The organism is Mesorhizobium xinjiangense (assembly GCF_009749525.1).
GTDB lineage: Bacteria > Pseudomonadota > Alphaproteobacteria > Rhizobiales > Rhizobiaceae > Mangrovimarina > Mangrovimarina xinjiangensis.
Map to the genome: position 1 here is coordinate 181176 of NZ_WOAC01000001.1, position 21826 is coordinate 203001.

Sequence of the window (21826 nt, forward strand, 5' to 3'; positions counted from 1 at the left end):
TCCGGGCCTACTTGATCCGCGTCATGCAGATCGAGGTATGGCCAGCCCGGATGAAGCCCAGCTTGCGCGCCGCCGCCTTCGACAGATCGATCACGCGGCCGCGAATGAACGGCCCGCGGTCATTGATCCTGACGACGACGGAACGACCGTTGCCCTTGTTCGTTACCTTTACCTGGCTGCCGAAGGGCAGCGTGCGATGAGCCGCCGTCATCGCGGCCGGGTTCATCCGCTCGCCCGACGCTGTCTTCGAGGTCAGCGCGTACCAGGATGCGCGGCCGCATTGGGCCGCGGCGTCGCCCGCCGACGCGACGACCATGAGTGCGCCGAGTCCGAGCGCTGCGCGGATCGCGCGATTTCGCTTGTTCATTGGTCTTTTCGACCCTCTCCTGTCGCTCCATCAACAATGGTTAACGGCCTAACGGGGCCGGCAGCAGGCGCCAAGGACGGTCCGCATCACTTTCTGATTCGCCCGGCAATACCGGGTTATGCCGCCCGATAGCGGGACTGCAGCCAAAACGTTCGCTTTTACCGATCATTTCGACATTTATTATTCGTTTGATCGATTGACCTTCATCGAACAGGCTCGTGGCCGACATGCATGATCGCCACGAGACAGCAATGATGAAGCAAAGCGCCATCGGCCACGGTTGGACCGGCGCGGACGGTGCGCAGGATCCGGATGCCCCGGCCGCAGCCCCCCAAGACGGCCCTCTTGCCGGCATTGTGCTGGCGGGCGCGATAGCGGCCGGCGCGACCGGCCTCGCGGCGACGCCCGGCCTGGCGATGTTCAGCCCGATGATCCTGGCGGTTCTCGTCGGCATCGGCTTCAACGCCGTCGTCGGCGTGCCGGCGCGCGCTGCCCCGGGCCTCGCCTTTGCGCTCAGGCGCGTGCTGCGTTTCGCCATCATCCTGCTGGGCTTCCAGCTTACCGGCTGGCAACTGGCCGAAGTGGGGCTTTCCGGCATGGCGGTGATCGCCGCGACGCTGGCAGCCGCATTCGTCTTCACCGTCCGGCTCGGCCGCGCGCTCGGCGTCGACCGCAAGCTCGCCGAACTCATTGCCGCGGGAACGTCGATCTGCGGCGCCTCGGCCGTCATTGCAGCGAACACGGCAACCAGGGCGCCGGACGAGGATGTTTCCTATGCCGTTGCCTGCGTCACCATTTGCGGCTCGCTCGCCATGCTGATCTATCCGCTCCTGGCGGGTCTGCTCGAACTCGGCCCGCATGCCTATGGCCTGTGGACGGGCGCCTCCATCCACGAGATCGCCCAGGTCGTCGCGGCGTCCTTCCAGCACAGCGAGGCAGCGGGCGAGTTCGGCGTCATCGCCAAGCTGGCGCGGGTCATGCTGCTGGCGCCGGTCGTCATGCTGCTCGGCAGCTTCGCCGCGCGGCGCGCCGCGGCAAACGGCGACGCCTCCGGCGCGAAAGCGCCCTTTCCCTGGTTCATCCTCGGCTTTGCCGGCGTGGTCGGACTCAACAGCTTCGCACCGCCGGCGCCCTGGCTGCATGACATGATCGTTCAGGCGACGGCCTTCCTCCTGTCGCTGTCGCTCGCCGCCATGGGGCTCGGCACCGATATCGGACGGCTGAAGGCCAAGGGCCTGCGGCCGCTGATGCTCGCCCTTGCCGCCACGCTCTTCATCAGCGCATTCAGCCTGTTCTTTGTCGTGCTCTGCGTCTAATTAGGTCCCGTGACACTGGAACAGCTTCGCATCTTCATCGCCGTGGCCGAGCGCGAGCACGTGACGCAGGCGGCGCGCGCGCTCAACCTGACGCAGTCGGCGACCAGTGCGGCGATCGCTGCGCTCGAGGCACGCTACGACACGAAACTGTTCGACCGGGTGGGCCGCGGCATCGTGCTGACGGAGGCCGGCCGCGCCTTTCTCGGCGAAGCCCGCGCCGTGCTTGCACGCGCCGGCGCCGCCGAAACGGTGCTAGCGGAACTGGCCGGACTGAAGCGCGGAACGCTGAAGATCGCCGCCAGCCAGACGGTCGGCAATTACTGGATGCCGGCACGGCTTGCCGCCTATCGGGCCCGCTATCCCGGCATCGCGCTGACGGCGACCGTCACCAACACGCAGACCGTGGCCGAAATGGTGCGCGACGGCCTGGCCGATATCGGCCTCGTCGAAGGCGAAGTCGACGACCCGCTTCTCGCCGTGCGCCCGGTCGCCACGGACCGGCTGGTGCTGGTCGTTTCGCCGGCCCATCCCTGGGCGGGCCGTGCCGCTGTTTCGGTTGCCGATTTCGCGCACACGGCCTGGGTCGTGCGCGAGCCCGGCTCGGGCACCCGCGCAGCCCTCGAAGGGGCGTTGGAGAAGGCGGGGCTTTCAGTGGCGGATATCGAGATCGCGGTCGAACTGCCGACCAACGAGGCCGTGCGCGCGGCGGTCGAGGCCGGCGCAGGCGCGGCGATCCTGTCGAGCCATGTCACGGGCGGCGCGATTCTGGCGGGTGCACTCGCCAGCCCGCGCGTGACGCTGCCTGTGCGCCGGTTCAGCCTGATCCGGCACAAGGAGCATCACCGCACCAATGCCGCCAGCGCCTTCGAGGCGCTGCTTGCCGAGACGGCGTCAGACGTCGACCCAGCGTCCTTCGCGAAATGACCGGGCCATGGCGTCGACCGTGCGTTCGATGCCGATACCCTCCTCGAAGCCGATCGCGGCAGCCGGCTCGCCGCGCATGCGGCCGATCAGTTGCCGGCATTCGATGATCTTCAGGTCGTTGAAGCCGAGCCCATGACCGGGCGCGGGAACGAAACGATCATAGGGCGCGTGATGTGGGGCGGTCAGCACGGTGCGAAAACCCTGCTCGCTCGCCCGGTCCGCCGTCGAATAGAGCTGGAACTCGTTCATGCGTTCCTGGTCGTAGACGATCGAGCCCTTCGAGCCGAAGATCTGGATGGCAAGACGCCCCTTGCGGCCCCAGGCGGAACGGTTGAGGGCGATCACGCCCGACGCGCCGCCCTCCAGCCGCACGAGTACGGTGGCGATATCGTGGACCTCGACGGCACGCCGGCCATCGTCCGCCGTGATACGCGTTTCATAGGGTTTCGCCATGTCGCACATGACGCGCGCCACGGGGCCGAGCAGCGTCGAGACGAGCGACAGGGTGTGGACGCCGAAATCGTCGAGCGCGCCCCAGCCGGACGACGCCTCGTGGCGATACATGAAGGGCATGTCGGGATCGGCCATGAAATCCTCGTCCATTTCGAGGCGCAGATGATTGACCGTGCCGAGCGCGCCCTCATCGAGCAGGGCGCGGATATGGCGGATCGCCGGGTTCTGGATGTAGTTGTAGCCGAGGATCGCCACCTTGCCTGATGCGCGCACCGCGGCCAGCATGGCTTCGGCGTCCTCCGGCTTCGGCGCCATCGGCTTTTCGCACCACACATGCTTGCCGGCTTGAAGCGCGGCGATCGCCATTTCGGCGTGGAACCGGTTGGGCGTGGTGATCGAGACGACATCGACCGCCGGATCGGCGATCAGCGCCCGCCAGTCGCCGCTCGCCCGCTCGAAGCCGAATTCGTCGGCGCGGGTGCGGGCCAGTTCGTCATCCGTCTCTGCCAGATGGGCGAGCCGGATTGTCGGCACGTCACCGAAGACAGGCTTCACCGCGTTCCAGGCAAGCGCGTGGCACTTGCCCATATAGCCTGTTCCGATCAGACCGACGCCGATGTCCTGCATTGCCGCTGTCTCCAAAAAATGGGGCGGCAGCGCCGCCCCGAGTTGGACGGCCGTCAAGATGATCGGGCCGTCGCGGGAGGAATCCTCGTCAGACCGTGCCGCCCAGCTCGTCCGACAATTCGGCCAGTTCCTTGCCCCCCGCCATCATGTCCTGAAGTTCCTCGGCGCTGATCTCGCCGCGCAGCGCGGTGCCCAGTGTCCTGCCCCGGTTGAGCACGGTGAAGCGGTCGCCGACGGCGATGGCATGGCGCACATTGTGGGTGATGAAGACGACCGCCAGCCCCTTCTTGCGCACCATGTCGATATATTTCAGCACCATCGAGGTCTGGCGCACGCCGAGCGCCGATGTCGGCTCGTCGAGGATCAGCGCCTTGGCACCGAAATAGACGGCACGCGAGATCGCCACGCATTGGCGCTCGCCGCCCGAAAGCGTGCCGACGGCCTGGCCGGGGTCGCGCACGTCGATGCCGATGCGATGCATCTCCTCGCGCGTGACGCGATCGCAGAAGTCGAAATCGACATGGCGGAACGGCCAGATGCCCCTGACCGGCTCGCGGCCCATGAAGAAGTTGCGCGTCACCGACATAAGCGGGATCATCGCCAGGTCCTGGTAGACGGTTGCAATGCCGGCATCGAGCGCCCCGCGCGGGCTGGAGAACCGGACCGTCTTGCCGTCGACCAGCATTTCGCCCTTCGTCGCCTGATGCACGCCGGCCATCACCTTGATGAAGGTCGACTTGCCGGCGCCATTGTCGCCCAGCAGGCAATGCACCTCGCCCGCATTGACCGTGACCGAAACTCCCGCCAGCGCGATCACCGAACCGAAGTGCTTCTCGATGTCGCGCATTTCGACGATTGGGGCAGACATCAGCGTTCTCCCGTCACGCGCTTGCGGATGATGTTGTTGAAGAACACCGCCATCAGGAGCATGGTTCCGAGGAAGACGAGATACCAGTCCTGGTCGATGGCTGTGTAGGTCAGCCCGATCAGCACCATGCCGAAGATGACGGCGCCGAGCGCCGCACCGATTGCAGAACCGTAGCCGCCGGTCAGCAGGCAGCCGCCGATGACCGCCGCGATGATCGCCTCGAATTCCTTCTGGAAGCCGCGGCGCGCGTCGGTCGAGCCCGAATCGAGCACGGTCAGGATGGCGACCAGGGCGGCGCAGGCCGCCGTCACCATGAACAGCGAGGTCTTGACGCGGCGCACCGGCACGCCGGAATTGCGCGCCGCATTGGCATCGCCGCCGGAGGCGAAGATCCAGTTGCCGTAGCGCGTGCGCGTCAGCAGGAAGGCGGCCAGGCAGGCGATTGCCGCGAACCAGAGGATCTCGACGGGCATGCCGGTGACTTTCGGCTGACCATTGGGAAACTTCGCCGTCCAGTCATTGGCGGCGAGCCAGGCGAACAGGCCCTCGAACGCCTCGCCGGCGAACAGTTCGTAGAAGAAGGCGTCGAGCGGCGTGTCGGTCGCCGCCTCGCGGACGCCGCGCAATTGCGTGGCGCCGCCGGTCGCCCATTTGAGCCCGACCAGCGACAGGCCGCGCAGGATGAACAGGAAGGCCAGCGTGACGATGAAGCTCGGCAGGCCGGTGTGGATGACGATCTGTCCGTTGACGAACCCCATCGCCGCGGCGAAAGCGAGGGTGAGCACGATGGCCGCCGGCAGCGGCAGGCCGATGGTGACGACGCAGGCGCCGAAGATGAGGCCGGCAAAGGCGACCATGGAGCCGACGGACAGGTCGAACTCGCCGCCGACCATGAGCAGCGATGCGCCGATGGCCAAAAGGCCGAGCTGGGCGGCCGGGGCCAGGAAGTTCATCACGCCCGACAGTTCGAACATGACGGGGTTGGCAACCATCATGAAGAAGCCGGCAACGATGACGAGGCCCATGACGGCGCCCAGTTCGGGGCGCCGCATCAGGCGGGTGAGGAAGGAGGCCTGTTTCAGCCGCTCGTCACGCGCCTCTTCGATGACTGCCGTATTCTGGTCCGTCATGGCCGTTTCCTCTTTGCGGTCCAGGGGCCGGGGCGTCCCCTCCACCGCCTTCGGCGGTTCCCCTTCCCCGCTTCGCAGGGGAGGGACCGGCGGGTTCGCCTGATCCTCCCCCGTTCACGGGAGAGGGAGACCACGCGAAGCGTGGTGGACGGGGCAACTTCGCACGACGACATGCTGTGCGGACGTCGCCGGATACAATGGCCTAGCGCGCTATTGCTTCGAAAGGAAACGTTTGAAGCAAAGATATGCGCGCCAGATCAATATGCTGGAACACGGACCTTTCGCTCAAACGATTCCATTTGAGCGGGACATGTTCTAGCGAATGCCCTTTGCCGACAGGTCGACCACCTGGGCCGCCTTGTCCTGCGTCACCAGGTTCGGGCCCGAGGGCACGTTGCCGCCGGGCATCAGCCCGTATTCGGCGTTGAGCGCCAGGAAGGTCACCGGCAGATAGCCCTGCAGATATTGCTGCTGATCGATGGCGAAGGCCGCCTTGCCGTCGGCCACGGCCTGCAGGAAATTGGCCGACAGGTCGAAGGAGGCGACATTGACCTTGCCTTCCATGCCGGATTCGGCAACGGCGGCGACCGTCGGCTCACCGGCCAGCGGCGCGCCGAGCGTCATGATCGTGTCGATCTCGGGGTCCGTCGACAACGCCGCCTTGACCTTGGCCAGGATCTCGGCCGGATCGTTGGTGGTCGGCAGAACCGTCACCTCGCCGCCGAACCCTTCGGCAAATCCCTCGCAGCGCAGGTCGAGCGCCACATTGCCGACCTCGTGATTGACGCAGATGCCCTTCTCGCCGCCCATTTCCTTGAGCTTTTCGCCGCCGGCCTTGCCGGCGTCAAATTCGTCCTGCCCGACATGCAGCGCCGCGCCGAGCTCCTTGGAGACGTCCGAGCCCGAATTCATCGAGATGACGGAGATGCCGGCGGCCACGGCCTTCTGGATCGAGGGCCCGAGCGCGTCGGCATCGGGGATGGAGACGACCAGGCCGTCCGGCGCCTGGTTGACGGCGGCGTCGATCAACTGGCTCATCGCCACCATGTCGAAGGTTTCCGGCGCGCGGTAGTCGACATTGACGCCCATGTCGGCGGCCGCCTGGCTGACGCCATTCTTGACCACGGACCAGAACGGGTCGGAGGCCTGGCCGTGACTGACCACGATGATGTCGGTCGCCTCGGCCGCCACGGCCGTGCCGGCAAGGACCGTTGCCACCAGCAGGGACTTTACGAGTTTCTTCATGATGCATCCTCCCAGATCGAAACGATGGTTCGACAGCGCCGCATTCTCCACCCGGCTGGCGCCGCACGTGCAGCGACAACGGAACATACGTACCGAAAATTTCACTGCTGGAATATTTATTCCATCTGTGGCACGATGCGTCAAGAGTTGAATCTTGGCCGGCAATGCGCGACTGAGCCGGCGGCGGCAGGGACGGCAGGCATATGGAAGCAGGCGACCGGGAGACGACGACACCGCGCGATTACGACGCGCTGCGCCAGCTCATTCTGGACCGGCGCAGCGACCTGCCGAAGCGGCTGGCGCAGGTCGCCATCTACGCGCTCGACAATCCCGACGAGATCGCCTTCGGCACCGCCGCCAGCGTCGCCGCCTCGGCCGAGGTGCAGCCCTCGACGCTGGTCCGCTTCGCCCAGCATCTCGGCTATGACGGATTTTCCGATCTCCAGGGGATCTTCCGGGCCCGGCTCAAGGAACGCACGTCGAACTATGACGAACGGCTCGCCGTCATCCGCGCCGGTGCGGAAGGCGGCTCGGAGGACCAGGCGGTGCTGCACGGCTTCCTGGCCGCCGCCGGCCAGTCGATCGACCGGCTGTCGGAGAGCGTCGATCCGGCGCGCTTCGAGCAGGCCGCCTCCATTCTGGCGGGCGCGGAGACGATCTACATCGTCGGGCGGCGGCGGGCCTTTCCGGTGGCGAGCTACCTTGCCTACGCTTTCGGCAAGCTCAAGGTGCGCTATTTCCTGACCGGATCTGCGGCCGGGCTCGATCCCGAGGTCCTCGACCTGGCGGGGCCGCGCGATGCCGTCGTCGCGGTCAGCTTCTCGCCCTACGCGCCGGCAACCGTCGAGCAGGCGCGGCAGTTGAGCGTCAAGGGCCTGCCGGTCGTCTCAATCACCGACAGCGCCTTCTCTCCGCTTGCCGAATGCGCCACGGAGTGGCTGGAGATCGCCGAAGCCGATTTCTCCGGCTTCCGCTCCCTGTCGGCGACCATGGCGCTCAGCATGGCGCTGACGGTGGCGGTGGCCGAGCGCAGAAGGAAGGGGTGACGCGGTTCTTTCCCCTTGAGGGAAGACAATCGCAACTGGCTCTCTCTACCCCCTCCACCGCCTTCGGCGGTCCCCCTCCCCCGCTTCGCAGGGGTGGATCCTGCGGCGTCGCTTGATCCTCCCCCGTTTACGGGGGAGGGGACCATGCGAAGCATGGTGGAGGGGGGAAATACGATTGCCCTCCCCCTTAGAACACGTCCCGCTCAATCCAGCCGTACGGGCTTGCCGGAAAAGCAGGCCTGCGTCGCCGCGTCGGCCAGTTGCTGTGCCTTCAGCCCGTCAAGACCGTCGGGCGGCGGCTTCGTCCCGCTCTCCAGCGCATCGACAAAGGCTTCGAGTTCGTCGCGGTAGGCCGCGGCGTAGCGCTCGAGGAAAAAGTTCTGCACCGGGTCGGCCGTGACGCCGGACGCGCCGGCGAAGCGAACGGTCGTCTCGTGCACATTGCCTGCCGACAGCAATCCCTTGGAGCCATGGACCTCGATGCGCTGGTCGTAGCCGTAGGTGGCGCGGCGCGAATTGGAGATCTGGCAGATGCGGCCCGAGGCCGTCTTCATCACGACGGCAGCGGTGTCGACGTCGCCGGCCTTGCCAATGGCCGGATCAATGAGCGCCGAGCCGACCGCCTGCACCTCGACGATCTCCTCGCCCAGCAGGAAGCGGGCCATGTCGAAATCGTGGATCATCATGTCGCGGAACAGACCGCCCGAGCGCTCGACATAGGAGACCGGCGGCGGCGCGGGATCGCGCGACAGGATCGTCACCAGCTCGACATCGCCCACCTCGCCCTCGGCCAGGCGGCGTTGCAGGGCGGCGAAATTGGGATCGAAGCGGCGGTTGAAGCCGATCATCAGCGTCACGCCGGCCGCCTCGACCTTGGACAGCGTTTGACGGATGCGCTCGGCGCTCATGTCGATCGGCTTTTCGCACAAGACCGCCTTGCCGGCCGCCGCCGCGCGCTCGATAAAGTCGGCATGGGTGTCGGTCGGCGTGGCAATCAAGACGGCGTCGATCCCGCTGGAGGCAAACACCGCATCGGCGTCCATGACGGATGCGCCGGTGACGGCAGCCAACGCCTCGGCGCCGTCCGGCACGGGATCGGAAATGGCGGCCAGCCTTGCGCGCGGCGAGGCGGCGATGTTGCGCCCATGGATCTGACCGATCCGGCCGGCACCGAGCAGCGCGATTGAGATCATCGTCAAAGGTCCTTTTCGAACTGGAATGGCATTGCCATATTCAGAATATTCATTCCATATTGACGCTGCAATGGAATTTATGTTTCATTCGCACGATCACTACCATATCGCAACGGCGCGCGCCCGCACGGAGCGCGGAAACGCCGCAGGGAGGACGGCATGGCCGATGAAGACGGGAGGGTATTGGACGTCATCACCGTCGGCCGCGCCTCGGTCGATCTCTACGGCCAGCAGATCGGCTCGCGGCTCGAGGATGTGTCTTCCTTCGCCAAATCCGTCGGCGGCTGCCCGGCCAACATCGCCATCGGCACGGCACGGCTCGGCCTGAAGTCGGCGCTTTTAACGCGTGTCGGCGACGAGCAGTTCGGACGTTTCATCCGCGAGCAGATGCGCCGCGAGGGTGTCTCGGACAAAGCGATCGTCAGTGACAGCCAACGGCTGACGGCGCTCGCCATCCTGTCGGTGGAAAACGACAAGAATTTTCCGCTGCTTTTTTACCGGGAAAACTGCGCCGACATGGCGTTGTGCGAGGACGATGTCGATCCCGCCTTCGTCGCCTCGGCGCGCGCGCTCGTCGTCACCGGCACGCATTTCTCGCAACCCAACACCGATGCCGCACAGCGCAAGGCGATGCGGCTGATGAAGGAGGCCGGCGGCAATGTCGTCCTCGACATCGACTACCGGCCGAACCTCTGGGGGCTCGCCGGCCATGCCGAGGGCGACAACCGCTATGTCGCCTCGGAAAAAGTATCGGCCAAGATGAAGACGGTGCTCGCCGGATGTGACCTCATCGTCGGCACGGAAGAGGAGGTGCTGATCGCGTCGGGCGAAAGCGATCTCCTGGCGGCCCTGAAAACGATCCGGGCCCATTCGCGGGCGACCATCGTGCTGAAGCGCGGGCCGATGGGCTGCATCGTCTATGAAGGCGCGATCTCCGACGATCTCGAAGCCGGCATTGTCGGCCGGGGATTCCCGATCGAGGTCTACAACGTGCTGGGCGCCGGCGATGCCTTCATGTCGGGCTTCCTGCGCGGCTGGCTGGCCGGCGAAAGCCTGGAAACGGCGGCCACCTGGGCCAATGCCTGCGGCGCCTTCGCCGTCTCGCGGCTCCTGTGCTCGCCGGAAATCCCCACCTTCGCGGAACTGCAGTATTTTCTCGAGCACGGCAGCCGCGAGACGGCACTGCGAAAGGACGAGGCACTCAACCATGTCCACTGGGCGACGACGCGGCGCAAGGCGATCCCGTCGCTGATGGCCTTTGCCATCGACCACCGCGTGCAGCTCGAGGAGATCGCGGCGCGCTGCGGCGGCGATGTGGGGCGCATTGCCGCCTTCAAGGTGCTGGCGGTGAAGGCGGCGGCGGAGGTCGCCGGCGGTCGCGCCGGCTACGGCATGCTGATCGACGAGAAACACGGCCGCGAGGCGATGTTCGAATTTGCCCGCCACGACATGTCCTGGCTCGGACGGCCGGTGGAGGAGCCGGGGTCGCGGCCGCTCAGGTTCGAATTTTCGCAGGATATAGGCGCGCAGCTCGTCGAATGGCCGGTCGACCATTGCATCAAATGCCTGTGCTTTTATCATCCGGACGACGAGGACGCGCTCAAGCACGAGCAGCAGCAGACGCTGAGAAGGCTGTTCGAGGCGTCGCGCAAGGTCGGCCGCGAATTGCTGATCGAGATCATCGCCGGCCGGCACGGGCCGCTCGACGACACGACGGTGGCGCGGGCGCTCGAAGAGCTCTATGGGCTCGGCATCAAGCCGGACTGGTGGAAGCTCGAGCCGCAGCGCTCGCCCGAGGCCTGGGCGGCCATCGAGGCCGTCATCGGCGCGCACGACCCCTGGTGCCGCGGCGTCGTGCTATTGGGACTGGAGGCGCCGGCGAAGGATCTGGAAGCGGCCTTTCGCGCATGCGCCACCGCCCCGATCGTCAAGGGTTTCGCCGTCGGGCGCACGCTGTTTGCCCACGCCGCCGAGGAATGGCTGGCCGGGCGCATGAGCGACGCAGAGGCGATCGGCGACATGGCAGCCCGGTTCAAGCAACTGACGCAGAGCTGGCTTGCCGCGCGCGGCCAACAGGCCGCATAGGTCCCTGGAGGAGTTCGACAATGGCGAAGACGGTGCGGCTCACAATGGCGCAGGCCCTGACGCGCCATCTCGCGGCCCAGATGACCGAGATCGACGGCGAGAGGCTGCCGCTTTTCGCCGGCGTGTGGGCGATCTTCGGCCACGGCAATGTGGCCGGCCTCGGCGAGGCGCTGTACGGGGTGCGCGAGCAATTGCCGACCTTTCGCGCCCACAATGAGCAGGCGATGACGCATGCCGCGATCGCCTTCGCCAAGGCCACATTCCGCCGCCGCATGATGGCCGCGACCACGTCGATCGGCCCCGGCGCGACGAACATGGTGACGGCGGCCGCACTTGCCCATGTCAACCGGCTGCCGGTGCTGCTTCTGCCGGGCGATGTCTTCGCCAACCGCATTCCCGACCCCGTGCTGCAGCAGGTGGAGGATTTCGGCGACGCAACCGTCTCGGCCAATGACTGCTTCCGCCCGGTCTCGCGCTATTTCGACCGCATCACGCGGCCCGAGCAGATCGTTCCGGCGCTCGGCCGCGCCATGCAGGTGTTGACGGATCCGGCCGAATGCGGCCCGGTGACGCTGGCGCTGTGTCAGGACGTGCAGGCCGAAGCCTTCGACTATCCCGAAAGCTTCTTTGCCGAGCGGGTCTGGCTGCCGCGCCGGCCGCGCGCCGACGTCCGCGAGCTGCGCGAGGCGGCGGACGCGATCGGGGCGGCGCAAAAGCCGCTCATCATTGCCGGCGGCGGCGTCCTCTATTCCGGTGCCAGCGAAGAACTCGCCAAATTCGCCATGGCGACCGGCCTCCCGGTCTGCGAGACGCAGGGCGGCAAGTCCTCGCTGCCGGACGATCACCCCTTGAACATGGGAGCGGTCGGCGTCACCGGCACCGCGGCCGCCAATCGTCTCGCCGAGGAGGCCGACCTTGTGATCGCCGTCGGCACCCGCCTGCAGGATTTCACCACCGGCTCGTGGGCGCTCTTCCGAAACGGCGCAAAGCGCATCGTCGGGATCAATGTGCAGCCCTTCGATGCGGGCAAGCACCGCGCGGTGCCGGTCGTCGGCGATGCGCGCGAATGCCTGCGCGAACTGCGCGAGGCGATGGGCGACTGGAACGCTCCGTCCGAATGGACGCAAAACGCCAAGTCCGGCAAGGCGGAGTGGCAAAGCGAAGCCGATGCCGCGACAGCCGCCACCAATGCGGCCCTGCCCTCCGACGCACAGGTGATCGGCGCGGTGCAGCGCGCGCTCGGGTCCGATATTACCGTGCTGCATGCCGCCGGCGGATTGCCGGGCGAGCTGCACAAGCTCTGGCGGGCCGGAAAGCCCGGCTCCTATCACGGCGAATACGGCTATTCCTGCATGGGTTACGAGATCGCCGGCGGGCTCGGCGCCAAGATGGCCAGGCCCGACGAGGAGATCGTCGTCATGGTCGGCGACGGCTCCTATCTGATGCTCAATTCCGAGATCGCCACCTCGGTCATGCTCGGCCTGAAACTGACCATCGTCCTGCTCGACAATCGCGGTTTTGGCTGTATCAACCGGCTGCAGGTGGCGACCGGCGGCGAGAGCTTCAACAATCTGTTCAAGGACGCGCGGCACGAGAGCCTGCCCGAGGTCGACTTCGTGTCCCACGCGGCGAGCCTCGGCGCGATTGCGCAAAAGGCCGCCTCGATCGCGGAACTCGAAGAGGCCTTGAAAAGGGCGCGCGGCAACGAGCGCACCACCGTGATCGTCATCGACACCGACCCGCTGATCTCGACCGAGGCCGGCGGTCATTGGTGGGATGTCGCCGTGCCTGAGGTGAGCGAACGCTCCGAGGTGGCCGCGAAGCGGCGGGACTATGAAGAAGAGACGAAGCGGCAGCGGATGGGAGACTGACCTCTGCCGCCAGCGAACGAATTTGGAGAAGCAAGAGAATGATCCGCATCGGGGTGAACCCTATCGGCTGGTCGAACGACGACATGCCGGAAGTGGGCGGCGACATTCCGCTCGAGCAATGCCTCGGCGAGGCGCGCGCTGCCGGCTTCGAAGGCATGGAACTCGGCAACAAGTTCCCGCGACGGGCGGAGGCATTGCGGCCGGTGCTCGACGCGCACGGCCTGGCGCTGGTCGGCGGCTGGTATTCGACCAGTCTCCTGACGCGGGCCGCAGCCGACGAGTTCGAAGCCGCCCGCGATCATGCCGCGCTCCTGAAGGCGATGGGCTGTTCGGTCTTCATCGCCGCCGAGACCTCCAACGCCATCCATGGCGACCGGTCCGTGCCGCTTTCGGCCCGGGCGGTTCTGGCGCACGGGGCCTGGAGCGAATTCGGCGCGCGCTATACGGAATTCGCAACTGCCCTGATGGACGAATTCGGACTGCAGCTCGTCTATCATCACCATATGGGGACCTGTATCCAGGCCGAGGCGGAGATCGACCGGTTCATGGAGGTGACGGGCGACGCCGTGCACCTGCTGCTCGACACCGGCCATGCGGTCTGGGGCGGCGCCGATCCGGCGCGGCTTGCCCGCCATTACAACGGCCGCATCGGTCATGTCCATTGCAAGGACGTTCGCGAAGACGTGATGTGGTCTGCCAACCGTCACGATTGGTCCTTCCTCGACGCGGTTCTGGCGGGCGTCTACACGGTGCCCGGCGACGGCATGATCGATTTCGTGACCGTGCTGAAGGCCCTGCCCGGCTATAGCGGCTGGGTGGTCGTGGAGGCGGAGCAGGACCCGAAAAAGGCCACTCCCGCGACTTACGCCGCAATGGGCCATGAAAATCTCGCATCCTTCCTCAAACAGGCGGGGCTTCGATGAGCAAGGGCGCAGACCGCATATTCCGGCCGCTCTGGGTGCGCGCCATGATCGTTGTCGCCTGTGCCGCCTGGGCGCTCGTCGAATGGGCGAACGGCCAGACCGGCTGGGCGCTTCTGGCCGCGGCGGTCACGGCCTATGGCGTCTGGAGCTTCTTCATCGCCTGGCGCCCCGACGATGAAACGGCCGCCAATCCGCACGACAAGGAGTAAAATCATGTCCAGGTTGCTGGTGAAACCCGACGGTGCGCACGGCCGGGTCATCTCGGTGACGCCGCAAAGCGCCGGCTGGACCTATGTCGGGTTCGATCTCCACCGGCTGAAGCCGGGCGAGATCGTCTCGGCGCAGACCGAAGACCGTGAGGTCTGTCTCGTCTTCGTTACCGGGTCGGGCAAAGCCGCCGCCGGCGGCCGGGACTTCGGCATTCTCGGCGGGCGCAAGACGCCTTTCGACGGCAAGCCGTGGTCGCTCTATGTCCCGCAAGGTTCAAACTGGAGCGTCACGGCCGAAGACGCGCTGGAGCTGGCAATCTGCTCGGCGCCGGGGCTCGGCGGCAATCTGCCGGCGCGCGCGATATCGCCCGACGACCTCGGCCAGGAGGTGCGTGGCAAGGGCACCAACACCCGCTACGTCACCAACATCCTGCCGGAGAACGAACCGGCCGATTCGCTGCTCGTCGTGGAAGTCATCACGCCCGGCGGCCATACGTCGAGCTATCCGCCGCACAAGCACGACGAGGACGATCTTCCGGCCGAATCCTATCTGGAAGAGACCTATTACCACCGCATGAACCCGCCGCAGGGCTTTGCCTTCCAGCGCGTCTACACCGACGACCGCGCGCTCGACGAGGCGATGGCGGTGGAAAACGGCGATGTGGTCCTCGTGCCGAAAGGCTACCACCCTTGCGCCGCCTGCCATGGCTACGACCTCTATTATCTCAATGTCATGGCCGGACCGAAGCGCACTTGGAAGTTCCATAACGCCGCCGAGCACGCCTGGCTGCTCGAATAGGGCAGCCTCCCGCACCCCCTGTGTGGCGATGATGTTTCAATCGCCGCCAAACATTTACCCTGCGGCCAGACGTATTTCGCTCCGCGCTTGAAGACTCACCCTGCTTTGTGGGAAGTAGGCTGCGGCGGGCGGTCGAAATGTGACGTGAGTGCAAGTTCGTGCGAGTCGAGGGAGGGGAAGGCAGTTGAGCGGCCGCCGGTACAAGACGCCGACCCTTCTTGCCATGGGCGCGATCGCGCTGCAGCTTGCCACCGTGCCGCCGGGGCAAGCCTTCGAATTGTTCGGCATGCGCTTCTTCGAGCGCGACCGCGAGGCCGAAACTGCGGATATCATCGGCCAGCCGCAGCCCTATTCGATCGACTTCGCCGTGGCGGCGGATGTCGACGGCATGGAAAAGACCCTGAAGGGCGCCTCCAGCCTGTGGCAGGACCGCGCCGAACCCGCCTCGGGCGCGGCCGGCCTGATCGCCAAGGCGCGCGGGGATTATCAAAAGCTGCTCGCCACGCTCTATTCGACCGGGCGTTACGGCGGAACGATCAGCATCACGATTGACGGCAAGGAGGCGTTCGACCTGCCGCCGGACGCCCGTCTCGCCAACTCCGCGGCCGTCCGGGTGATCGTCGATCCGGGGCCGTTGTTTCATTTCCGCGACGCCACGGTGGTCAACCCGGCCCCGCCGACGACGGACAGGCGCGATCAGGTCGAGCCACCGGCCAAAGCCGGCTTTGCGCCCGGCCAGGTTGCTCGTTCGGGGGTGATCCTGCAGGCCGAGCGGCTGTCGATCGACGCCTGGCGCCAGCAGGGCCATGCCAAGGCGAGCGTCATCGAACGCCGCGTGACAGCCGCCCATGATGGCGATCAGGTCGACGCGGCAATCGAAATGGACCCTGGCCGGCGTGCGGTCTACGGTCCCGTCTCGGTATCCGGGACACAACGTATGGATCCGGCTTTCGTGGCCTATATGACCGGCTTGAAACCGGGCGAGGAATACGACCCCGACGATCTGAAAAAAGCCAGCACCCGGCTTTCCCGGCTCGACGTCTTCCGCTCCATGCGCATCGAGGAGGCCGACGCCATCACCCGCGAGGGTCTCCTGCCGCTCAGCGTCATCGTGCAGGAGCGTGCGCTGAGACGCATCGGGCTTGGCGGCAGCTATTCCACGCTCGACGGCATTGGGCTCGAAGCCTACTGGATGCACCGCAACCTGTTCGGCCGCGCAGAGAGGCTGCGCATCGAGGGGCGTGTGGCAGGCATCGACAGCCTCGACCCGGACGACTTCACCTACCGCACCGGCATCATCTTCACCAAGCCGGGCGTCTACACGCCCGACACCGATTTCAGCGCCTCGCTGATCGGCGAGCGCGAGGTGCTCGATCCCTATACAAAGACCGGCGTGTCGGCCGAGACGGGCTTCACCCATGTCTTCACGGACGAACTGTCCGGCCGCCTGTTCGTCAACGCCCGGCATGCGCGCTTCGAGGACGACACGTTCGGAACGCGCGAATTCACCAGCGCCGGCCTACTGGGCGGCCTGACCTACGACACGCGCGACAATCCGGCCGACGCCACGCGCGGCTACTACGCCGATTTCGTTGCCGAGCCCTTCTACGAATTCAATTACAACAATCCGGGCGTGCGCTTCACCGCCGAGGGCCGCACCTATTACGGCTTCGGCGAGGATGCCCGCTTCGTGCTGGCCGGCCGCGTCAAGCTCGGCACGCTGATCGGCCCGGAAATCGCGGAAGCCGCCCCCGACCGCCTGTTCTTCGCCGGCGGCGGCGCTTCCGTGCGCGGCTATGCCTACCGCAATATCGGCGTTGAAACGCCGGCCGGCAATGTGATCGGCGGCCGCTCGCTGATCGAGGGCTCGGTCGAACTGCGCACCCGCGTCACCGAGACGATCGGCGTCGTCGGATTCGTCGATGCGGGATATGTGGGCGAAGAGACCTTTCCCGATTTCGACCAGGACCTTAAGCTGGGCGTCGGTGCGGGCCTGCGCTATCTGACGCCCCTCGGCCCGATCAGACTGGATTTCGCCGTACCGATCGATCCCAACCCGGACGATCCCGACTTCGCCTTCTACGTTGGAATAGGACAGGCGTTTTGACCCGGCTTCTATTCATAATGCTGCTGCTGTTTGCCGCGAGCCCTGTATTCGCCCAGGACACGGCCGACGAGGAGCGTTCCTATTTCCTGCGCTTCGTGGAAAACCAGCTCTCCACGCCCAATCGGCAAATCCGCATCAACGGCATCCAGGGCGCGCTGTCGTCGAACGCGCGCATCGGCGAGATCACCGTGGCCGACCGCGACGGCGTCTGGCTGCGCATCGAGAATGCCTCGATCGTGTGGAGCCGCCTTGCCCTGCTGCGCGGGCGCCTGGCCATCGATACGCTGTCGGCCGAGGCGATCGAGGTCGCCCGCAAACCGCTGCCGGACGAAAGCCTGCCAAGCCCGGAATCGCGATCCTTCAGCCTGCCGGAGCTGCCGGTGGCGGTCGTGCTCGATGCGCTCGAGGTCGAGCGCGTCAGCTTCGGGGAAACTGTGTTCGGCCTGGAATCCGTCCTCGCGGTTACCGGGCGCATTCGGCTGGAAAGCGGCTCGCTCGACTCCGAGCTCGACTCCGAGCTCGACCTGACGCGCCTCGACGGGCCCGGCGGCCGGTTGCACCTGGCGGCGAGCTTCGCCAACGAAACGGAACAGCTCGACATCGACCTGGCATTGTCGGAACCCGAAGACGGCGTGGTGGCCAATCTGTTGAACATCGAGGGCAGGCCGCCGATCGACCTTGCCGCATCGGGCAGCGGGCCATTATCCGCATTTGACCTGACGACGACGCTCGATGCCGCCGGAGAACGCGTCCTTTCGGGCCAGACCGGCCTGCGCCGCCAGAATGAGGGGCTCGCCTTCACTTCACGGCTCGAAGGGTCGGTGGCGCGGCTGGTGGCGCCGGTCTATCGCGATTTCTTCGGCGCCGAGACGGGTATCGAAGCGGCCGGCCTCGTCAAGGACGCCGGCGGTATCCGCCTCGACAATCTCGATCTCACCAGCGCCGCCCTCGCGCTCAACGCTTCGGCCGAAACCGGCAGCGACGGCTTCCTGCGCCGCCTCGCCCTCGACGCGCGCATTGCCAATGCGGACGGCTCGCGCGTGCTGCTCCCGGTACCGGGCGCCACGACGACGCTGGACCAAGGTCGCATGGAAATCGCCTATGGCGATGCGACGGACGAGACCTGGAGTGCGACCGTCGACCTTGCCGGTCTCCAAACGGGTGGCCTGGCAGCCGAACAAACGGTGCTGGAGCTTGGCGGCCTGGCCCGCAATCTCGACCGCCCGACGGTGCGCGAAATCACCTTTGCCGCGGACGGCGATATCTCCGGCATCACTGCCGAACGGGCCGACGTGGCGCAAGCCCTGGGAGAAGCGGTCGAACTCGATGTCGAAGGATCCTGGCGCGCCGGATCGCCGGTCGAGATCGCCCGCGCGGTTCTGTCGGGCAAGGCGCTTCGCCTTTCGACGCAAGGCAATTTTGCCGATCTCGCCTATCGCGGCCGCATCGGGCTGGAGACGGCCAGCCTTGCGCCGTTTTCGGCACTTGCCGGGCGCGACCTGTCCGGTGCGCTCGATCTGAGCGCCAATGGCGAGTTGCGTCCATTGACCGGCGCCTTCGACCTGACGCTCGACGGCACGGCCGACGAATTGCGCATCGACAACGAAGCGGCCGACAATCTGCTCGCCGGCGCCACGACCATCGTCGGCCGGGCGGCGCGCGGCGAAGAGGGCCTGACGGCCGACGGGCTCAGGATCGGGAACGACCAGGTGACCCTTGCAGCCGACGGCACATTTGCCACGGGTGCCGCAGATTTCGATCTCGATTTCACGCTTTCCGATCTTGCCCTTTTGTCGCCCCAGGCCGAGGGGCGGCTGACGGCGTCTGGCACAGCCAAGGGTGGCGACGGCCTGATCAATCTCACCTTTCAGGCGAGCGTGCCTGGGGGCAACCTGGCCGGCAAGCGGCTCGGCGAGGCGCATTTCGGCTTCGACGGCACGCTGCAGGACAATGTGCTCGACGGTCAGTTGGCCGGCAGCGCGTTCCTCGACGGCGTGCTGGCCGAGCTTTCGGCGGCAGTCGCGCTTGCCGAGGACGAGAAACGGGTCGGCGACCTGCGCTTTGCGGCCGGCGGCGCGCGGCTGACGGGCAATGTCACGCAGGATGCGTCGGGGCTCTTTTCAGGGTCCCTCGCTGTCGATGCGGCGGACATCTCGACCGCCGCGGCTCTCTTTCTTGCCGATGCTCGGGGCGCTATCCAGGCGCAGATCGAGCTGGCCGCACAGGACAACCGCCAGCACGCCGACATCAGTGCAGATATCGAACGGTTCGAGCTGGGCGACACCAGGATCGACGCGGCCGATCTTGCAGTGGCGATCGACGACCTTCTGGGCGTGCCTGCCGCGCAAGGCACCGCGCGCGCCAGCGGCGTCGTGGCGGGCGGCGTGACGATAGACCGGATGGAGGCCGAAGCCAGGCGCAGCGGCACGCAAACTGATTTTACGCTCGACGCCGGCCTCGCCAATGGAGCGACCGTCGGGGCGACCGGCGCCCTGGCGCCGGAAGGCGAGGGTTTCCGCTTGTCGCTGAGCCGGACCGATCTCGCCCAGGGTGAACTCGCCGCGCGGCTCAGCCGGCCCGCATCGCTGCTCGTCGAAGGCCAGACCGTCACCATCGAGGATCTCGCTCTGGCGGTCGGCAGCGGCCATGTCGCGGCGGCCGGTACGATCGCCGAGGCGCTCGACATGAATGTCACCATCCGCGACCTGCCGCTGGCGCTCGCCAACGCCATCCGGCCGGATCTGGAGCTGGGCGGCACGCTGAATGGCTCGGCGCGCATTGCCGGAACGCGCGACGCGCCGGAAATCACGTTCGACCTCTCCGGGCGGTCGCTCACCGCCGCTGCACTGCGCGCGGCGGGCCTCGACCAGGTCTCCATCGATGCGCGCGGAACCACCAGCGGCGGGATGATGAATGTCGACGCCTCGCTGACCGGCCCCAGGGGCTTTCGTGCCAGCGCCAACGGCGCGGTTCCCCTGGGCGACGGGCGCCTCGACCTCGACGCGCGGCTGGAAAGCTTCCCCCTCGCATTGCTCAACAGGGCCGTGCCGGGCCAGAACCTCGCCGGCAATGTCACCGGCTCGGCCCGCATTGGCGGAACGCTGGCCGACCCCGAAGCGACGTTCCAGCTTTCCGGCACGGGCCTGTCGGCGGCAACGCTGCAAGAATTCGGCGCCGCGCCGCTCAGCGCCGAGGCGCGCGGGCGATTTGCCGGCAATGCGCTGACGCTGGAGACCGGGCGCGTCGACGGGCCGGCGGGCCTGGAGATCACGGCCAGCGGCACGGCGCCTCTGTCGGGCGCCGGTCTGCGAATGTCGGCCAGGGGCAATGTGCCGCTGGCGCTCGCCAACCGTCTGCTTGCCGAGCGCGGCGCACAGGCGTCGGGCACGGTCACGTTCGACCTGACGGCCACCGGCAGCCTCAACCGGCCGCAACTGGCCGGCAGCATTTCCGCCAGCGGCGCGCAGATCGTCGACCCGCAAAGCAATCTCCGGCTGAACGACATCGCGCTTTCGGCGCGCCTGGAACGCGAAACCGTGACGATCGCCTCGCTTACGGCGGCGTCGGCCAGCGGCGGCACCATCAACGCCTCCGGCACGATCTCGACAAACAGCCAGGCCGGCTTTCCGGCCAATATCAGGATCGGCCTCAACCAGGCGCGCTACGCCGACGGCCACATGGTGGTGGCCACCGTCAGCGGCGAGATCACCATCACCGGCGCGCTCGCCCGCGATCCCCTGATCGGCGGCGCGCTGACCGTCGAACGGGCCGAGATTTCCGTGCCCTCGAACTTCGGCGGCGGAGCCGCCGCCCTCGATGTCCGCCACATCAATCCATCGCCCGGCGTGAAGGCCACCCTGCGCCGCGCCCAGGCCGAGGACGGCACGCCCATGCCCTCGGCGCGCCCGAGCATCGCCCGGCTCGACATGACGATCGACGCGCCGGGCCGCATCTTCGTGCGCGGCCGCGGCCTCGACGCCGAGCTGGGCGGCCAGGTCCGCCTCACCGGGCCGGTGAGCGATATTCAGCCGGTCGGCGGTTTCGAGCTCATCCGCGGCCGCCTGGCGATCATCGGCCAGCGCATCACCTTCGACGAGGGCACAGTGACGCTGGTGGGCGATCTCGACCCGTTCCTCAACTTCATCGCGCGGGCCGAGCGCAGCGGCATCGACGTCTTCATCACGGTGCGCGGGCGCGTGTCGGATCTCAATATCGGCTTTTCCTCACAGCCCGAACTGCCCGAGGACGAGGTGCTGGCGCGGCTCATCTTCAACCGCGGGCTCGATGAATTGTCGGCCGTCCAGATCGCGCAGCTCGCCGCCGCCGCCGCCGAGCTGGCGGGCGGCTCGAATACCTCGCTCCTGCAGAACCTGCGCGGCGCGACGGGGCTCGACGAGCTCGACGTCGTCACCGACGAGGAAGGCGGGGCCGGGGTGCGCGCGGGGCGCTATATCCAGGACAATATCTATCTTGGCGTGGAAGCCGGCACCAGCGGCACCACGCGCGGCACGATCAATCTCGACATCACCAAGGACCTGAAGGCCCGCGGCTCGGTCGCCTCCGACGGCGACACCGGCGTCGGCCTGTTCTTCGAACGCGATTACTGAGAAAGGCCACGGTGCCCGGCCCGATTGCGTCGGATCCGGCCTGCAATTTGCATATG

16 protein-coding genes are annotated in these 21826 nt (G+C 66.8%); 10 read left to right on the top strand and 6 right to left on the bottom strand.

Translation table 11 applies throughout. The features are described 5' to 3' along the window. Positions 1 to 7 precede the first annotated feature (7 nt). A complete protein-coding gene (locus GM909_RS00920; RefSeq protein ID WP_157014309.1) occupies positions 8 to 367 on the bottom strand; it encodes a septal ring lytic transglycosylase RlpA family protein in 360 nt (119 codons plus the stop codon). Between the two features lie 251 nt (positions 368 to 618). Between GM909_RS00920 and GM909_RS00925 the strand changes: the two genes are divergently transcribed. Together GM909_RS00925 and GM909_RS00930 are read left to right on the top strand one after the other, a co-directional pair. After that, positions 619 to 1683: a YeiH family protein gene (locus GM909_RS00925; protein WP_235911552.1), complete on the top strand. Its 1065-nt coding sequence runs from the start codon at positions 619 to 621 to the stop codon at positions 1681 to 1683. A 9-nt stretch (positions 1684 to 1692) separates the two neighbouring features. Continuing rightward, positions 1693 to 2607 carry a LysR family transcriptional regulator gene (locus GM909_RS00930; protein ID WP_157014310.1) on the top strand — a complete coding sequence of 305 codons (915 nt, stop codon included), beginning with the start codon at positions 1693 to 1695 and terminating at the stop codon, positions 2605 to 2607. Here GM909_RS00930 and GM909_RS00935 read toward each other — a convergent pair. From GM909_RS00935 to GM909_RS00950, 4 genes are all read right to left on the bottom strand, one after another. After that, a complete protein-coding gene (locus tag GM909_RS00935; RefSeq protein WP_157014311.1) occupies positions 2575 to 3687 on the bottom strand; it encodes a Gfo/Idh/MocA family protein in 1113 nt (370 codons plus the stop codon). The genes GM909_RS00930 and GM909_RS00935 overlap by 33 nt on opposite strands. 88 nt (positions 3688 to 3775) lie before the next feature. Further along, entirely contained in the window at positions 3776 to 4555 is a 780-nt protein-coding gene (locus tag GM909_RS00940; protein ID WP_157014312.1) for an ATP-binding cassette domain-containing protein, read from the bottom strand. Continuing rightward, positions 4555 to 5685 carry an ABC transporter permease gene (locus GM909_RS00945; protein ID WP_157014313.1) on the bottom strand — a complete coding sequence of 377 codons (1131 nt, stop codon included), beginning with the start codon at positions 5683 to 5685 and terminating at the stop codon, positions 4555 to 4557. Before GM909_RS00945 ends, GM909_RS00940 begins: the two co-directional genes overlap by 1 nt. A gap of 315 nt (positions 5686 to 6000) precedes the next feature. After that, positions 6001 to 6930 (bottom strand): sugar ABC transporter substrate-binding protein, encoded by a 930-nt coding sequence (locus GM909_RS00950; RefSeq protein ID WP_157014314.1) that lies wholly within the window; start codon positions 6928 to 6930, stop codon positions 6001 to 6003. Positions 6931 to 7133: 203 nt separating this feature from the next. Between GM909_RS00950 and GM909_RS00955 the strand changes: the two genes are divergently transcribed. Next, positions 7134 to 7976 carry a MurR/RpiR family transcriptional regulator gene (locus tag GM909_RS00955; protein WP_157014315.1) on the top strand — a complete coding sequence of 281 codons (843 nt, stop codon included), beginning with the start codon at positions 7134 to 7136 and terminating at the stop codon, positions 7974 to 7976. Positions 7977 to 8179: 203 nt separating this feature from the next. On the opposite strand, the gene iolG is transcribed toward GM909_RS00955, so the two are convergent. After that, complete coding sequence (gene iolG, locus GM909_RS00960; RefSeq protein ID WP_157014316.1) at positions 8180 to 9169, bottom strand: inositol 2-dehydrogenase; 990 nt, start codon at positions 9167 to 9169, stop codon at positions 8180 to 8182. A gap of 159 nt (positions 9170 to 9328) precedes the next feature. Here iolG and GM909_RS00965 point away from each other — a divergent pair, with 159 nt between their 5' ends. The 7 genes from GM909_RS00965 to GM909_RS00995 all read left to right on the top strand — a co-directional run bounded on the left by GM909_RS00965 (position 9329) and on the right by GM909_RS00995 (position 21770). Next, entirely contained in the window at positions 9329 to 11254 is a 1926-nt protein-coding gene (locus GM909_RS00965; RefSeq protein ID WP_157014317.1) for a bifunctional 5-dehydro-2-deoxygluconokinase/5-dehydro-2-deoxyphosphogluconate aldolase, read from the top strand. Between the two features lie 20 nt (positions 11255 to 11274). Continuing rightward, positions 11275 to 13125, top strand: coding sequence for a 3D-(3,5/4)-trihydroxycyclohexane-1,2-dione acylhydrolase (decyclizing) (gene iolD / locus GM909_RS00970; protein WP_157014318.1), 1851 nt, complete (start codon positions 11275 to 11277; stop codon positions 13123 to 13125). A gap of 38 nt (positions 13126 to 13163) precedes the next feature. Next, on the top strand, positions 13164 to 14048 hold the full coding sequence (gene iolE / locus GM909_RS00975; RefSeq protein ID WP_157014319.1) for a myo-inosose-2 dehydratase: 885 nt from the start codon (positions 13164 to 13166) through the stop codon (positions 14046 to 14048). Then, positions 14045 to 14257 (top strand): DUF3329 domain-containing protein, encoded by a 213-nt coding sequence (locus tag GM909_RS00980; protein WP_157014320.1) that lies wholly within the window; start codon positions 14045 to 14047, stop codon positions 14255 to 14257. Before iolE ends, GM909_RS00980 begins: the two co-directional genes overlap by 4 nt. Before the next feature lie 4 nt (positions 14258 to 14261). Beyond that, positions 14262 to 15056: a 5-deoxy-glucuronate isomerase gene (gene iolB, locus GM909_RS00985; RefSeq protein WP_157014321.1), complete on the top strand. Its 795-nt coding sequence runs from the start codon at positions 14262 to 14264 to the stop codon at positions 15054 to 15056. A gap of 223 nt (positions 15057 to 15279) precedes the next feature. Then, on the top strand, positions 15280 to 17163 hold the full coding sequence (locus GM909_RS00990; protein ID WP_157014578.1) for an autotransporter assembly complex protein TamA: 1884 nt from the start codon (positions 15280 to 15282) through the stop codon (positions 17161 to 17163). Next, positions 17160 to 21770: a translocation/assembly module TamB domain-containing protein gene (locus GM909_RS00995; RefSeq protein ID WP_235911554.1), complete on the top strand. Its 4611-nt coding sequence runs from the start codon at positions 17160 to 17162 to the stop codon at positions 21768 to 21770. The genes GM909_RS00990 and GM909_RS00995 overlap by 4 nt, the downstream gene beginning before the upstream one ends. The last annotated feature ends 56 nt before the right edge of the window (positions 21771 to 21826 follow it).